The sequence below is a fragment of the Bradyrhizobium zhengyangense genome (assembly GCF_022012555.1).
GTDB classification, from domain to species: domain Bacteria; phylum Pseudomonadota; class Alphaproteobacteria; order Rhizobiales; family Xanthobacteraceae; genus Bradyrhizobium; species Bradyrhizobium zhengyangense.
In genome coordinates this window covers 1-15508 of the sequence record NZ_JAKLTZ010000040.1, presented here as the reverse complement: position 1 = coordinate 15508, position 15508 = coordinate 1, and the positions used below count along the sequence as shown (strand labels likewise).

9 protein-coding genes and 5 pseudogenes are annotated in these 15508 nt (G+C 58.2%); 4 read left to right on the top strand and 10 right to left on the bottom strand.

All coding sequences use genetic code 11. The features are described from left to right. Window positions 1–197: 197 nt before the first annotated feature. The 5 genes from L6639_RS41885 to L6639_RS41865 form a co-directional block, all read right to left on the bottom strand. Entirely contained in the window at window positions 198–1511 is a 1314-nt protein-coding gene (locus L6639_RS41885; protein ID WP_164934300.1) for a CapA family protein, read from the bottom strand. A gap of 269 nt (window positions 1512–1780) precedes the next feature. Beyond that, the gene (locus L6639_RS41880; protein WP_128929840.1) at window positions 1781–2398 is read right to left on the bottom strand and encodes a cysteine hydrolase family protein; all 618 of its coding nucleotides are present in this window, start codon (window positions 2396–2398) and stop codon (window positions 1781–1783) included. An 877-nt stretch (window positions 2399–3275) separates the two neighbouring features. Then, window positions 3276–3950 (bottom strand): GntR family transcriptional regulator, encoded by a 675-nt coding sequence (locus L6639_RS43410; protein ID WP_128929839.1) that lies wholly within the window; start codon window positions 3948–3950, stop codon window positions 3276–3278. A gap of 299 nt (window positions 3951–4249) precedes the next feature. Continuing rightward, window positions 4250–5638 (bottom strand): amidase, encoded by a 1389-nt coding sequence (locus L6639_RS41870; RefSeq protein ID WP_128955113.1) that lies wholly within the window; start codon window positions 5636–5638, stop codon window positions 4250–4252. Between the two features lie 33 nt (window positions 5639–5671). Beyond that, window positions 5672–7210, bottom strand: coding sequence for an AMP-binding protein (locus L6639_RS41865; RefSeq protein ID WP_128955112.1), 1539 nt, complete (start codon window positions 7208–7210; stop codon window positions 5672–5674). Between the two features lie 200 nt (window positions 7211–7410). On the opposite strand from L6639_RS41865, the gene L6639_RS41860 reads away from it, so the two are divergent. Both L6639_RS41860 and L6639_RS41855 read left to right on the top strand, forming a co-directional pair. Beyond that, on the top strand, window positions 7411–8232 hold the full coding sequence (locus L6639_RS41860; RefSeq protein WP_128929836.1) for an enoyl-CoA hydratase/isomerase family protein: 822 nt from the start codon (window positions 7411–7413) through the stop codon (window positions 8230–8232). A 184-nt stretch (window positions 8233–8416) separates the two neighbouring features. After that, window positions 8417–8842, top strand: a pseudogene (locus L6639_RS41855) (ISNCY family transposase); the annotation flags it as partial. Window positions 8843–8971: 129 nt separating this feature from the next. On the opposite strand, the gene istB reads toward L6639_RS41855, so the two are convergent. Both istB and istA read right to left on the bottom strand, forming a co-directional pair. Beyond that, window positions 8972–9769, bottom strand: a complete 798-nt coding sequence (istB, locus tag L6639_RS41850; RefSeq protein ID WP_128929835.1) for an IS21-like element helper ATPase IstB — start codon at window positions 9767–9769, stop codon at window positions 8972–8974. Further along, window positions 9769–11067, bottom strand: coding sequence for an IS21 family transposase (gene istA / locus L6639_RS41845; protein WP_164934316.1), 1299 nt, complete (start codon window positions 11065–11067; stop codon window positions 9769–9771). Before istA ends, istB begins: the two co-directional genes overlap by 1 nt. A gap of 75 nt (window positions 11068–11142) precedes the next feature. On the opposite strand from istA, the pseudogene L6639_RS41840 reads away from it, so the two are divergent. Continuing rightward, window positions 11143–12242 (top strand): annotated as a pseudogene (locus tag L6639_RS41840) (ISNCY family transposase); the annotation flags it as partial. 302 nt (window positions 12243–12544) lie between these two features. Here L6639_RS41840 and L6639_RS41835 read toward each other — a convergent pair. Further along, window positions 12545–12829: pseudogene (locus L6639_RS41835) on the bottom strand (integrase core domain-containing protein); the annotation flags it as partial. 42 nt (window positions 12830–12871) lie between these two features. Between L6639_RS41835 and L6639_RS41830 the strand changes: the two are divergent. Then, window positions 12872–14231, top strand: a pseudogene (locus L6639_RS41830) (IS30 family transposase). 40 nt (window positions 14232–14271) lie between these two features. On the opposite strand, the pseudogene L6639_RS41825 reads toward L6639_RS41830, so the two are convergent. Together L6639_RS41825 and L6639_RS41820 are read right to left on the bottom strand one after the other, a co-directional pair. After that, window positions 14272–14898: pseudogene (locus L6639_RS41825) on the bottom strand (IS3 family transposase); the annotation flags it as partial. Next, the coding region (locus L6639_RS41820) for a transposase (RefSeq protein ID WP_237867237.1) at window positions 14899–15508 on the bottom strand (610 nt) is incomplete at its 5' end.

The window sequence follows — 15508 nt, the reverse complement described above, 5'->3', positions numbered from 1 at the left end:
CGGCGACACCAGCCCGCCAACGTGATCAGAGGCGCAAAACTCTAGTTCCGGGTGGTCCAAAGTTCGGTCTCGCTGCACAAAACTCCGAGACTCTAACTGCCGCTGGATGAACATTCAGTGGCAGGTCACTCCGCTTACACATTCACGGTCGCACCTGATGGCGGAGAGCATTTGGATGAGAGGCTGTCGCGAGCTCGTCAAACCGGGGCTCCGCGGCCCGAAATCAAGTCTACGTATTGTTGCATTTGTTCTAAGTGACCGAAGTCGGCATTTTTCGCATCCAGGTGGTCTCTAAGTTGTTCAATGCGCATCACTTTGTTATCGCCCCTGTAGAAGATATTTCTAAACAAAGGAGTAGCGGTGACACTTTCGATGTAAGTACGGCTTCCTGCACTTGTATCACCTTTTGCGAACTGAAAGTTCAGCATCAAGCTCAAAATTAAATGTGGAGCCGTATACCAGTCCCAAGTTAGGCTACCCAAGGAGTAAGCGATGACCGCAACTCGGTTGGGATCACGTGTAGTGCGGTAGTACTCGATCGGCTGAACTACGTGAGGATGATGGCCCAAAATTATGTCGGCGCCTTCCTCCACAAGCGCATGAGCGAGCTCAATTTGCTTTCGTCTTGGAAAAAACTCGAATTCGAAGCCCCAATGGATTGAGGCGATGATGACATCGGCATTCTGATGTTTACAGCTCCTTATTTGCGATTTGAGTAGCTCAAGATCGGCCACGACACGTTTGGACATGAGCGGTGACGCGTGCACACAATAATGTTCACCGTCGGGTAGGGGTCGCCCATTGAGACCGAATGTGACCGACACGAACCCGAACCTGATGCCCCTCTTCGTGAAAACCGTGCCCCGGCCGTACTCCTCGGCGCATCGAGGGGCGCCGATTTCAATGATCCCATTCGCTCTGCAGAGCTCTTGAGTGGTTCGAAGACCCTGAACGCCCAAGTCCAATGAGTGATTGTTCGCGAGGTTAAGAATCGTGAAACGTCTACCCTGGTGTTCTGTTAATGCGGAATATTGGGCCGATGAGCAACACATCATCGAAGAGCGGCCGTCGCCTATAGCCTCGCTCACGACATGATCGTCTGCCACCACAGATTCATAATTCGCGAAAGAGATATCGGCATTGAAGACAGCGGCTTCGATGCTCTCGAACAAAAGATCCTTAGAGTGTTCTAGCCCGCGCGCCTGGATCAGATCCCCCAGTGCACTCAGAGTCGCAGTCTGCTGCTTTCGAAATGCAGTCGGTAATTCCACAATAGACTTGTCGTTCAAGAACAACGCATCAGAAACATCCCGTGATGTTCTCGTAATTGGGCGCGCGCTTTTATAGAACCAGTACGCGCGGTCAATTCCATCCATTTCTGCCGAATCTGTTGCAGCGCTTTCGAGCGGAAAATCCCACCAGCCAAATCGCTTGGCGTTTTCCGCCAGGTCCAACGTTTCCGGAGTTGTGCGCCAGACATCAACAGGCGTGTTGGGAAGTTTACGCGGCACGGCTTGCATCTCCTCGTCGCATGGCTTTTGATCTACGGTTTATAGTCTGCGCAGCACGCAAACCAGGCTCTTTCGCATCCGAAGTCTCCGCAATGCACAAGCGCCACAGGTGTTAACGTTGACGCGCGTGTCATACGCTTCAACGCAGCTCTTCGAGATTCCCTCTCAGGGGTAAGACGTTAGGATCTCGTTTTGCATCTCTTGCTCAGCGGAAAAGAGACAGAAAACAAACCGCTCGGCTTACTGAGGGAATCTCAAGAAGGGAAATCTCAGCTGTTTCGGGCGAATAACTTGCCTGAGAGTTCCGATACAATCTCCTCCGTCGTCACTTTCCGGACAGCGCCATATTGCATACGAAGAGAGTAATTGTGTCTCTCTTCAGTATAGGCGGCGCAGCAGTCGGTGACGCAAATCATATGGAAGCTGCGATCTACACCGTCGCGCAGCGCCATATCGATGCATTGATCCGTTAAAACGCCAACAACAATTACCTCCTCAATGCCCATGTTACGAAGAACCCGCTCCAGGATGGTCGAACTGAATACCCCAGAAGCTGTCTTTGGTAAGACGATGTCGTCTTCGCCAGGCGCTATCTCGGGAATTACCTGAGCTCCCCATGACCCCTTTGGGATGACTAGCTTACGGTGGCAAAGCGAACGATCGCGCCCATCCTTGGTGAGGCTTTCGATTACCGTGTACATCACTTCCACGCCGCACGACCTCGCGGCTTGCAGTAGCCGCTGGACGTTCGGCACGATCTGATGTTTCACGCGGTCCACGTACTCCGGATATTTGCGCTGTTCTTCCTCAGAAATCTCGTGGTTCTGCAGGTCGACAACTAGCAATGCTGTTTTTTGAGGGTCAATGGGGCCGTCATAATTCTTCATGTATCGCTCCTGGGTTTGATCTACCCTTCCGATCAATCTAGCAAGGATCGTTCCATCGGGCCTGGGCCTATCATGTGACGGCGACTCGCGCTTCTTGAGACCGACCTTCGGTCGGCCTATGAGCCAAGTTTCGTTGGAAAGCCTTGATCAAGAGCGGGCTGCCTGTTGCTCGTTCACAAGAGTGTTTTCTTATCGCGGGTTCATCCATAACTGGCCCTGTTCGCTCGCGACCAGAAGCGCCAGCTCTTCCGCATTAGTCCGGCCCACGACCTCAGAATTGCTGCGCTTTTGCAGGCAAGAATTCGGCGGACCGGAAATGAGCGCTCAGCCGCGGTGATTGCCGCCTTTGTGTCGCCGGCGCTACGGCGAGCAACATCGGCGGTTGGCCCGTCTCTGTGCGTGCCCGCTTCCTACGGGCCAACAAGAAGAGCCGCCCGGCACGAAAATCGCGGCGATGGAAATGGTAGAGATGCTCGTGTACTGGAGTAGCGCCAATCGCTTGCGGGCTGTTGTGACTGTTCGATTGGAGCGTCATTTGTCGGTCCCCGCGAGGTCGTCTCCGATATATTCCATGCGCTTAGGATACTAGTATCGTACAGAGATTTGCGTCGCATTTTCTTGCCGACTTGAAGAATTCCTGCAGCCCTTGTGGGATTTGCGAGGGATGGCGCCTGGAAGGTGAAGCAGATGATGTAATACGATCCGATCGATGTGTCATCGGCAAGCGAGAAAATCATCAATTCGTCGGTTGAGTTGATCAGTAGGTTTTATGTGACCGGTGATAGTTCGTGCTCCACATTGCTGCTCGCGCCATATCGCGCCACGCGGGTTAGAAGACGAGAAGAGTTGCCGAGTAGGTGGAGGCAATTGGGCGGGGTTATCCCGCCGCCTTATCAGGTGTATTCGCAAAACGAGCGGCTTCCGCCACGAGATCTGCGAAAACGCGTCCGCCAGTCGTGAGATGATCGTGCATAGCCTGAGCAGCCGCCATGGCATCTCCTCGGGTGATCGCTGCCACAATTGAGCAATGATCTTGATAGGACTGTTGAATGCGACCTGGTTTTTGGAATGGGTACCGACGATAGAGACGCAGGCGAGCGCGGGTCTCTTTTATCGACTGTTCCAAATATGAGTTTTGCGCACCCTCGTAGATAGTTTCATGGAGCTCTTTATTAATTGCATCGTACAGCTGCGCATTGTGAAGCGCGCTTTCGCTGCGAGAGTGTATGTCGCGGAGGCGCGCCTGTAGGTCCGTCGGCATTCGCGCCGCGGCCAGCCTTGCAGACATTCCCTCAAGCTCCGTCATAACTTCGAACATAGCGACAATTTGCTCCGCACTCAGAACCGAGACGGTCGCACCCCTCCGCTGCTTCAGATCTACCAAGCCACGCGATGCCAGCTGTATCAGGGCTTCCCGGACAGGGGTCTTCGAAACGTTAAACCTGTCGGAGAGTTGCTTTTCATCAAGCTTGGATCCTGGCTGCAAAGCACCGGAATCAATTTCGGTCTTGATCCAGTTGGCGATTTCGCTAGTTCGGTTGAATTTGAGCACGGTCCTGCCCGCGGGTATGGGAGTTCATACCACGATCCGCGAGTAGATAGCGAAAAGTTTCGCAATTGTATCGCGACGAGAGGCGGACCGGTTCGTCAACCGGTAGCTCAAAGGCTCGAACCTTTAGCCCAACAATACTCGAAGGAGCACGCGATTTGCCGGCCCGGCGCTCAACCTAGGCGCTACTTCCCCTACCTATGGTGAGACGATCGACGAACATACGGGCCCGAGATCAGATGCTGCCGAATTTACCTCGCCAAGGGCCCATGCCGGTCGAACTCAGAATGAGCCAGCAGAGATTAGACCGATCGCGCCGGAATAGTCTCGCTGATCCAACGCCCTAAACCTACAAGGTGCTGATCGGTATGCTGCTGGCCAATAACCTGAATTCCGAGAGGCATTCCCCTCACCGCAAGAAGCGGAAGCGTGATAGTTGGCGCCCCTAAGACGGAGGTAACAGCATTGTAACTCGGCAGGCCTGTTGTATGTGAGATGCCCGAGTCAAGTCCTTGATTGTCTAATTTTGGAGCTGGTCCAACGGAGGACGGAGCAACGATAGCGTCGGCGATATGAGCAATTGCGGCGTGGGCTGCTCTTGCCTTATCGCGCTGGGCGAGTAGTTGACGATAGTCATCTATGCTCATCTTTCTCGCGAGTTCCAGACGAGAGGTCAAGCTGTCACTCAGCCCTCCGCCAAACCTTTCTACAAGGTTCTCCAGTGACCAGCGCATCTCGTAGGCACAAACGTCACGAGTAATTTCAAGACTTTCGTCGATGGCACGTTCGAACGAGTCGACCAGCGAGTGGTTGGTTCTGTCGATGGTGTGGACGCCGGCGTGGCGAAGCTGAGTGAGGAACCGTTCAAATGCGTCTCTGGAATCGTCGTCCAATTCTGCCGCACCTTGGGCCTCCATCACAATCACTCGTAGTGGCCGGGTTGCCGGATGAAGAGTTGTCTCACCGTAAAGGCCGGGATAGCCGGGATCGCCGCCTGATCTCTTTGCGACTTCAATCGACACATGCCACATGTCACGAAGGTCGCCAGCATGGATCCCCACGTGGCTTTGGCTAAGTGCCAGACGCTCCCCACGATGGATGGCGCCCATTGTCGGCTTGATCGCATAGTTCGCGCAAAAGCTCGCTGGTCGAATCACCGAGCCAGCCACTTGCGTTCCGATTGCCGCAGGTATCATCCGCGCGCCGACGGCCGCTGCCGATCCGCTCGACGATCCGCCGGGGGTATGGCGATGGCTGAACGGGTTGGTAGTCGGTCCAGGGTAGGACATGCCGAGTTCCGTCGTCACTGTCTTACCGAGCACGATGGCGCCCGCGGCTCTCAATGCCTGGACGCAAGCCGTATCTTGATGAGTGTGATTGTCTCTGAACAAGGGAGATCCCATACGCGTGGGCATATCCTTTGTCATAAAGAGGTCTTTGATCCCGACCGGCATGCCATCGATGGTCGAAAGCTCTCGTCCCGCGAGGTAACGCGCTGTGGATCGATCAGCCACGGACCTCGCCTCTCGCACGTTCATTTCGACCCAAGCTCGCACGGTGGGCTCGCGAGCGTCGATCGTTTCGAGACAGCGCTCAAGGTATTTGCGCGGGCTATCTCGTCCTTCTCTGAAGGCGGGTACCGCATCATGAAATGTCAGCGCTTGAAATTCAGCGGGATGGTATGCGCACAAGTGTGCAATCTCCAGTTAGCCTAGGGAGGCCGATTATCTATTGGCGTTATCCGAGCCAAGCGTGGGAAAGTCCGCTAGTGTCGTCCGGAGCTCCTTCTTCAAGACTTTTCCCATAGCATTCCGTGGAAAATCATCGACTACGATGACCTTCTTGGGGGTTTTGTAACTTGCCATGTTTCGCTTGACCTGCTGAATCACCTCGCTTTCGCTCGGTGGGTCGCTCTTATCGCTAGCAATTACGAAGGCAACGACGCACTCTCCGAAATCCGCGTGAGTTGCTCCGACAACGGCTGACTCCTTAACGGAAGTCAGTTCATCGATTACAGCCTCAACTTCTGCGGGATAGACGTTGTATCCGCCGCTGATGATGAGATCCTTGGCGCGGCCTGTAATCGAGACGTATCCCTTCTCGTCGACGAGACCCATGTCGCCGGTACGGAAGAACCCGTCTGCTGTGAGCTCGGCTTTGGTTTGCTCAGCATTGTTCCAGTAACCGGAGAAAAGCCCCGGTCCTCGCGCTTGAATGATACCTACTTGTCCGACAGGCAGAGCTTCATCTCGCTCGCCTGCAATACGCAAATCAACACCGGGAATCGGTAGCCCTACCGAACCTGGTCGACGATCACCTTCCAGGGGGTTCGAGCAGAGAATCATTGCCTCGGTCAAACCATAACGCTCCAGGATACGGTGCCCTGTCCGAGTTTCAAAATCGCGATGCATCGGAGCCGATAGTGGTGCCGAACCGGATATGAACAGTCGCATGTTTCGGCAAAGAGAGCTGGCCAGCGAAGGGCAGGTCAATAGACGATGATAGTAAGTTGGCACTCCCATAAAAACGGTTGAGCGAGGAATTGCGTCGAGCACTGGACTTACATCGAATTTATTTTGCAGGAGAATTCGCGCTCCGCCTGCCAGCGCGACGTTGAATGAGATGAATAGACCATGGCTGTGGAAGATCGGCAGCGCATGTAGCAGAACATCCGAAGACGAGAAGCCCCACAATCGACTCAGCGTTTGAGCGGTGTACGAGAGCGCAGCATGGCTGATCAGAGCACCCTTGGGCCGGCCGGTTGTGCCTGAGGTGTAGAGGAGAGCTGCGGGAGCCGCACCATTGAGTTCGACGGTGCTAAACGAGGTCTCTCCTGCTTTGACAAGTGATGCGAATGTTCCTTCACCCCGGATGCCAAACGTTAAGACCTTGGTTGACCGAGGCACCGTCATGTCGGGAAGAGCTTCCGTATTTGGTCCTCTGAGAAGGAAGGAAGGCTGCGCGTCCTTTAGAAGGTAGGCCAACTCAGCTGAGCGATAAGCTGTGTTGATGGGCAAATAGCAGAGCCCAGCACGGAGGCAGGCAAGATAGAGCGCGAAAGCATGTGCGGACTTCTCGACCTGGACGGCCACGCGATCACCGACCGCACATCCGAGCCGCCGGAAGACGCTGGCATAGCTACCACAGAGCTTGTGCAGCCACTGAGCGGATAGCGTTTCGCCGCTCTCAAGCTCTAGGAGCACGTCTGTCGGGTTTGCCTCGGCCCTCCCCTCAACCAGGACATAGAAATTGCGGTTGGACATGACTTACGCCTCTCCTCGCCGCGCTGCCGGCAGGGCCAGTTTCCGAGATATTCTATTGAATGTAAAAAAAATATCTGTCAACGTAAAAAGAATACGGAGGGGCTGAGGGCATAGGGCCGAAGCTTCTGTGCTTCATCGTTGACAACCGCGCCTCACCTACCCGTCCCTGCAGCGCAGGTTTCGCCAGTCGAGGGAATCGAATGAATAAATTTGGAAGTGAGGTCGCAGCAGGGAAACAAAGGAATGAAGAAGCATCTGAGCTCGGGAACTTGCCGACCTTGCATGTGTCAAAAGGGATCGCGAGAATTCAATTGAACCGGTCTCGGCAGCACAATCGGTTCGAGCCAACAGACATCGAGACTTTCTCTGAAATCGTCGCGACTTTGGCTCGGCAGTCGAGCGTGCGAGTACTAATGATAACGGCTCAAGGTCCAAGTTTTAGTTCAGGATTTGACCTGGATACATTGTCGAGTGATCGTGCGGCGGCATGTACAGCCCTGTTCGCCGCGATGTGCGATCTTGTCGAAGAATGCCCCTTTCCTACTATATGCGGCCTGAATGGAAACATTTACGGAGGCGCTACTGACCTCGCGCTTGCATGTGATTTTCGTATCGGAACGCGGGGATGTCTCTTGCAAATGTCTCCTTCTCGCCTCGGTATTCAGTACTACTATTCTGGTTTACGACGTTACGTGGAGCGGCTTGGCCTGTCGCAAACGAAACGCCTTTTTCTAACAGGCGAGCAAGTTGACAGCATCACGTTGTTACAGATGGGTTATCTTACCGAGGTGTGTACTTCGGATGCGCTTGAAGCGCGATTAGAGCATTTTGCCGGGATGCTCGCCCAGCGTTCGCCGGCTTCTCTCCGGGGCCTGAAGACGTCGCTCAATTCAATTCGTCGAGGCACTGCTGACCCGGTCGAGATCAATGCGAAGTTTTTCGAAAGCCTAACATCACCTGATGCCCGAGAGGGCCTAAAAGCGTGGTGTGAGCGCCGGCCTCCTTCATTTGCAGACGTGTGAGGCCAAGGCTCTTCGCACAGCAAAAATAAACTGCCTAAGCCTTGCCTCGTCCTCCGATCGGTTGGCTTTTGCGCGGCGGCGATCAGGGTGAGACTCCGCATTGTCTCGCCCTAATTGTTACCAAATGCTGAGCCGTTGCCTCACGTAAATTGCTCCCTTGGATCGGGAGCGAGCGGGGGCGAAGATGGGGTGGCTAAGCATGGCAACGCGGAAGGAACTGACGGCGGCAGCAGGCGCGCGCTATCGGCGTTCGGATCGCGCGAAGAAGACGCGGATATTGGACGAGTTCGTCGACATCACCGGATTCCATCGCAAGCAGGCGATGCGACTACTTCGAGGTGAGGAAGACGCGCGCCCAAGCCGAAGGGCGCGACGTCGAATGTATAATGAGGTAGAACACAACGCGCTCGTGCTCCTTTGGGAGGCGTCAGACCGGATCTGCGGGAAGCGGCTGAAGGCGTTAATGCCTGCGTTGATTGAGGCGATGGAACGGCATGGCCACCTCGACCTTACCCCCGAGATCCGCGACAAACTTTTGGCAATGAGCGCTGCGACGATCGACCGCGCATTGGTGGGGGTCCGAGAAGGATTAGGTCGCAAGCGTCGGCGGCTGTCAAGCGACGTCCGGATTTGACCCCGCAACGACATGAGGAAGCGACCCCCTTGTTGTTTGCAGGACTGAAGCAAGCCGCTCGCGAAGCGCGCCCTTCATAGCGCTGTAGCGAGCGAGCGGCTTGCGTCACGACTTCTTCTCCGATTTGGCTTCTGGTACAGCGGGCTTCTGCAGAAGTCCGCTGCGGCGCTTCTCCTTCAAGCGATAGCTGTCGCCGCGGATCGTGATTACGTGACTGTGGTGCAGCAGACGATCAAGGATCGCGGTGGCGACCACGGGGTCGCTGAAGACCGAGCCCCACTCGCCGACGCTGCGGTTGCTGGTCAGCAGGATCGCGCCTCTCTCGTAACGACGGCTAACGAGCTGGAAGAACAGATGCGCGGCATCGGGTTCAAAGGGCAGATACCCGAGCTCGTCGATGATCAGGAGCTTTGGCTTGGCAAATTGCGCGAGTCGCTCCTCGAGCCGGCCTTCGCTGTGACCTTTGGCAAGCTGCGCAACGACAGTCGTGGCTGCGACGAACTGAACGGAATGCCCAGCCAGGATCGCTTCGCGCCCAAGCGCGACCGCAAGGTGCGTCTTGCCAACGCCAGGTGGCCCAAGGAGCAGCACGTTCTCGCCATTGGCGATCCAGCGGGCGCTCGCAAGCTCGCGTATCTGCTTCGGATCCAGCGAGGGCTGGGCCGAGAAGTCGAAGCCCGACAGATCGCGAACGAACGGGAAGCGAGCAAGTTTGAGCGTCATCTCGATGCGCCGCTCATCCTTGCGGGCGATCTCGCGCTCGCACAGCAGCACCAGAGTCTCGCGTAGGCTCAGCTCTTGTCGACCGGCCTCATCCAACAACCCATCCAGTTGGTCGCGGACAGCCGTCAGCTTCAGGCGCGTCAGCATATCGCTCAGGCGGTCGGGGACAATGGCTCGCATCAGAAGCCCCCTCCCACAATCGCTTCGTACTCGCCGAGTGGCCGCAGCAGCGTCGGCGACGGCGGCGCGACAGGCGATAACGCGAGCTCGCCAGCACGGCTCGGTTTAAAGCCAGTCAGGCCCTCAAAGTGTTTAGGGTCAACGACGCGACGGCGCCGACCGACACAGATCGGATGAGCGGCCACCTCATGGATCCCGTGGTGGATGCGCACCACGCCATCGGCGATCGTCGCTCTCACCGTCTCGCCGATCAGCCGCCATGGCACAGAGTAGGCGTTGCCATCGATCTCGACCGCGCAGTCGGCCTGCACGCGCCGGATCAGTTCACGTGCGGCCTGGAAGGGCGGCCTCCCAGCGATGGGCTTCAGCGCGTGCGCCTCAGCGCGCCTGAAGCGCTCAATTGGTGCTTCGCCAGTCGTGCCATGCTGGCGTAGGTCGGCGATCTCCCGCGTCCAAGCTTCAAGATGCGCCTCAAAGGCTTCCCAGCTCGGGAAGGTGCGGCCGGCGACCGCGTTCCGTTTGACGTAGCCGACGCCATTCTCGGTCTTACCCTTGGTGCGGGCTCGATATGGCGCGCAGGCCCGTGGCCGGAACCCCCAGTGCTTGGCAAACGCGGTCAGCTTGTCATTGAACACGACGGTGCGCATCGCGGCATCGTGCTCCACGACCAACGCACGCGCATTATCGAACAGTACCTCCTCGGGCACGCCACCGAACTTCACGAAGGAGCTTTCCAGGCCATCGAACCAGCTCTCTTGCCGTTCGTTGCGGAATGCTCTGACATGGTGCCGGCGCGAGTAGCCCAACGTGGCGACGAACAGGTAGGCGCGAACCTTGCTGCCACCGATCTCGACCAGCCGCTCGCCAAAATCGATCTGCAGCTGTTTGCCGGGCGGTGTCTCGAACCGCACCGTCGCGCGCGCCTCGGCCGCAAGCTCCTGGCGATAGCGCTGTACCGCCCGCTCGACCGTGCGCAGGCTGACGATGATGCCTTTCTCGGCTGCCAGCTCCTGGCGAATCACATCGGCATTGCCGTGGTGCTGCCGCAGGCGCTCCTTGAGCCAGGTCTCCTGGCCATCGAGCGCCTTTTTGCGCTGCGGCTGCCGATAGGGTGTCCAGCCGCCGGCCGCCACGTAGTCCTTCACCGTGTTGCGACTAATCCCGAGCTCCCGGGCAATCCGTTTGCTACCCCACCCCAGCTCGTTGAGCCGGAGTATCGCCGAAACCTCGTCCGGCTCCAGCATGGCCTCCCTCCGCGGATCTTTGAACCGCAGAGGACCTGAACTGAGTCGCTGCATAAAAACCCCCGTTCTGACCGTGTCGCGAGGGGGGCAATTCCTCGTGTCGTCAGGGGGTCAATTTTCCATGTCGCCCGACAGCGGCACGCGACGCATTCCCTGCGTCGCAGGGCTCCAATAAGGACGTCGGCAGATTGGAATGATCCGGCGCCCGGATTCGTCGAGGCCGACCTTGTCGCGCATAGCGGTCCATCTGCGCGCGGCAGCTTCATCCAGACCCTCGTGCTCACCGGCATTGCTACCGGCTGGACGGAGTGCGCTCCTCTGATCGTGCGCGAACAAACGCTGTTGAGCACGGTGCTGACGGAATTGCGCAAACAATTGCCTTTTGCGCTGCTCGGCTTCGATACTGACAATGATACCGTGTTCATGAACGAGACGCTGAAAGCCTACTGCGAGGCGGCCAACATCGTCTTCACGCGTTGCCGGCCCTACCGAAAAAATGACCAGGCGTTCGTCGAGCAGAAGAACGGCGCCGTCGTGCGCAGGATAGTCGGCTATCGTCGGTTCGAGGGCGCCTGGAAGCGGCCAAGCTGCTGGCTGAACTCTATCGATCGGCGCGGCTGTTCGTGAACTTCTTCCAACCCTCGTTCAAATTGATAGCCAAGCAGCGCGACGGTGCCCGTGTACGCAAGACATACAGCGCGCCGGCTACACCACACCAGCGCCTGGCAGCGGACGCCCGCACGCCTGACGCTGTCCGCCATCATCTCCAAGAAATCTATGCCGCCCTCGATCCAGTCGCGTTGTTGCGCGACATCCGCGACGTGCAGGAGCGCCTCGCGGTCCTCGGGGACACCCAACCAATCGGCCATCCTGCTGCGGCATCGCAATCGATCGATCGCTTCCTGGCAAGCCTGCGCACGGCCTGGAAGGACGGAGCTATGCGACCGACGGATCGGCCACTCGTGAAGGCGGAGAGAGGCCGACGTCGTCCCGACCCGCACATCCGAGCAACGCCAGAGTTGCGAAAATGGTTTGAAACCGAGCCTTGGCGGACTGGCAGCGAACTGCTCTCGCGCTTGCAGGAGGAATATCCTGGAGCCTATCCGAACAAGCTTCTTCGAACGCTTCAACGTCGGCTGAAATCCTGGCGCAGCGAGCAAGCGAACGCGCTGCTGTTCGCTCCTAGCGAGAAAATGCCGCCAGGGTACGAGGTCACAACACTCCAATGACGTGCGAGGTACCAGCGGAGGAGGCCGGGCGCTCCGAAACCCCGGCCATCTCCGCACCCGGTCTCCTCCTCAACTCAAGCCAGGAGCAAAATAAATGAGGCAACCGATCGCACCCGGGAGCATCAGTACATGAGGCAATACGCGCTCTCATCCTGATTGGCGCGCTATAGGCTTTGTCAGTCCTAGATCAAGTGGCTCCGAAGGCGTCGCATGGATGAACAATCTGGCGTGTCTGTTGAGCGGCTCGTGCATTCTAAACAGAAACACGTGACTGAGCTGCTGCCGGTTTGATGGACACCCGGTCAAGCTAATCCCACCTTACGCCCGAACTCAACCGGGCTGAGATAGCCGATGGTCGAGTGCCTGCGCGTCGTGTTGTAAAATCGTTCGATGTAGTCGAACACATCGGCGCGTGCCTCGTCTCTGGTTCGATAAATCTTGTTGGCCGTACGCTCGGTCTTGCGCGAGGAGAAGAAGCTTTCCATCGCCGCGTTGTCCCAGACGTTGCCGGAGCGGCTCATGCTGCAAACGATGCCGTTGTCGGCCATCAGGCGCTGGAACTGCTCGCTTGTGTACTGGGCGGATTCAAGCGGTCGTCGCAACACCTGAACGAAGGAGGTTGCGATGGGATTCGAAAGCGACGATCACACCGTTCTGGACGGGCGCCGTTGCCGTCACGGGGACGACCGCCGGTAGCGGGGCGATCTGCACTCCAGCGATTTTGGTTGGGGATCGCGCAGGGGATGACCAGCGAGGATGCTGCATTGGCGGCTGGTATGTCGCAGCCTGTCGGAACCAGATTGTTCCGACGCGGGCGGCATGGCACCAGCGATGTTCAGTACTTCGACCAAGCCGCCGTCCGGGCGGTACCTCTCGTTTGCGGAACGTGAGGAGATTGCACTTCTTCGCGTTCAGGGCCTTTCGAGCCGCGAGATCGGGCGCCGACTTAGCCGATCCGTCTCGACTATCTCCCGTGAGCTACGACGCAATGCCGCGACGAGCAGCGGCGGCCTGGAGTATCGTGCGTCGACAGCCCAATGGCACGCCGAGCGATCGGCCCGTCGACCCAAACCGAGCAAGCTTGCGCTCAACACAACCTTGCGCACTTATGGGGAGCAGCGCTGGCTGGCGTCGTCACGACCCTGAGTGGCGCTGCCGTTCCTGGTCCCGCCGTTCCGTGGAAGGGCCGCCCGCCCGCGCAAGGATCGGCGATGGGCCAGGGCTTGGAGCCCAGAGCAGATTGCCCGACGCTTGCCGATCGACTTCCCGGACGACAAGACGATGCGCATCAGCCACGAAGCCATCTATCAAGCCCTCTTCGTTCAGGGGCGGGGAGCGCTACGCCGCGAACTGTCGGCCTGCTTGCGAACGGGGCGCGTGTTGCGGGTACCCAGGGCGCGCGTACGCAGGCGAGACAGGAGCTCTGTCTCGCCGGAGATCATGATCAGTCAACGCCCCGCCGAAGCGGCCGATCGCGCGGTGCCGGGTCACTGGGAGGGAGACCTCATCCTTGGTCTTGGCAGCTCGGCGATCGGCACGCTGGTTGAGCGTACGACGCGCTTCACGATGTTGCTGCATCTTCCCCGGCTTGCGGGGCATGGCGAAGCTCCGCGCATGAAGAATGGGCCTACTCTCGCAGGGCACGGAGCTGAAGCGGTGCGCGACGCGATTACGCGCACCATCATCAGCTTGCCCGAAGAGCTGCGTCGTTCGCTGACCTGGGATCAGGGAGCTGAAATGGCTCAGCACGATCGTCTTAAGATCGACGCGGGTGTCCAAATCTACTTCTGCGATCCGCACAGCCCATGGCAGCGTGGCACCAACGAGAACACAAATGGGCTGCTGCGTCAGTACTTCCCGAAAGGCACCGACCTTATCGTCCACGGCGCCGACGAGATCGCCGCTGTGGCCGCGGCCCTCAATGCTCGACCGAGAAAAACCCTGGGTTGGAAAACGCCGGCAGAGGCCCTTGACGAGTTGCTATCGTGAGTGAACACAATTGGTATTGCGACGACCGCTTGAATCCGCCTTGGCTGCCCCGGTCGGAGTGATGCAACAGCGCATCCGGCTTGCCGCGTCGCCAGACGACCATCAACAATGCGTCCGTCACGAGCTGTGCGGTCATGGCGGCACTCATCGACCAGCCCACCACGCGGCGCGAGAACAGGTCGATCACCGCTGCGACATAGAGCCAGCCTTCGGCCGTCCAGAGATAGATGAAGTCGGCGATCCATTTCTGGTTGGGACGCTCGGCGGCGAACTGCCGGTCAAGGAGGTTCGCCGGTACGGTCTCGAGCTGTCGATCGCCGCTGTCCTTCGGCAAGCGCCGACGTCGCGGCCGCGCCCGCAAGCCTTGCAGCCGCATCAGCCGCTCAATCCGGTGCAGGCCACAATCCGCCCCTTCGGCGAGCAGGTCGCGCCACACTCGGCGTGCGCCATAGGTGCGGTCGCTGGCGGCGAAGCTGGCCTTGACCTTGCCGCCGAGCTCCTCGTCGCTGCGGGATCTGGCGCTGGGCGAACGATTCAGCCAAGCATGGAAGCCCGACCGCGACACCCCCAGCGCATCGCATAGCCATGCCACCGGCCAGATCGTCCGGTGCTTCGCAACGAAGGGGAACTTCATGTCGCTTCCTTCGCGAAGTAGGCTGCGGCCTTCCTAAGAAACAGCCGGATTGGCGTCGCCCGGGATGGCCTGCAACACGAAGCCTAGCGATTTCGCCCGGCGCTGTAGGTTGGCGAGGACGCGGCTACGATATTGCTGCTCATATTGGTCGGCGCCAGGATCCTTGTAGCTCATGCCGTGCCGGAGTGTGTTGTAGAATAAAACCGCAATCTTGCGAGCCGTCGCCGTCACCGCCTTCGATTTACCCGCACGTGCTGACAACCGGCGATAGAATGCTCCCAGCGCTGTCTCGCTCCGCCCCACGGTTGTGGCTGCCAAACGCAACAACGCAGCTGCGCGACTTGAAGATCTCCGTGTGCGCGAAGACAGCACCTTGCCGCCGGAGATCTTGTTGCCGGGTGCGAGGCAGAGCCAGGAAGTGAAGTGTTTGGCGCTCGGCCATGCCGTTAGATCGATACCGCACTCGCCAATGAGCTTCAATGCGAGCGACGGACCCAACCCGTGGATCTCAGTCAAATCGACGCCCCGCACTCTGTACAGTGCGGTCCTGACATCGAAGGTGGGGGTGTTGACCTGCTTGGTCTTTACGCGCGGCTTGGCTAGGTTTCCGACCGGTCTTGCTCCTTTGGTGTTCAATGCACTG

Bases quoted from the DNA above. Each gene is read 5' to 3' on its own strand.
- L6639_RS41860 (WP_128929836.1), top strand. From the start codon at position 7,411: ATGAATAAATTTGGAAGTGAGGTCGCAGCAGGGAAACAAAGGAATGAA.
- L6639_RS41880 (WP_128929840.1), bottom strand. From the start codon at position 2,398: ATGAAGAATTATGACGGCCCCATTGACCCTCAAAAAACAGCATTGCTA.
- istB (WP_128929835.1), bottom strand. From the start codon at position 9,769: ATGCGAGCCATTGTCCCCGACCGCCTGAGCGATATGCTGACGCGCCTG.
- istA (WP_164934316.1), bottom strand. From the start codon at position 11,067: ATGCAGCGACTCAGTTCAGGTCCTCTGCGGTTCAAAGATCCGCGGAGG.
- L6639_RS41865 (WP_128955112.1), bottom strand. From the start codon at position 7,210: ATGTCCAACCGCAATTTCTATGTCCTGGTTGAGGGGAGGGCCGAGGCA.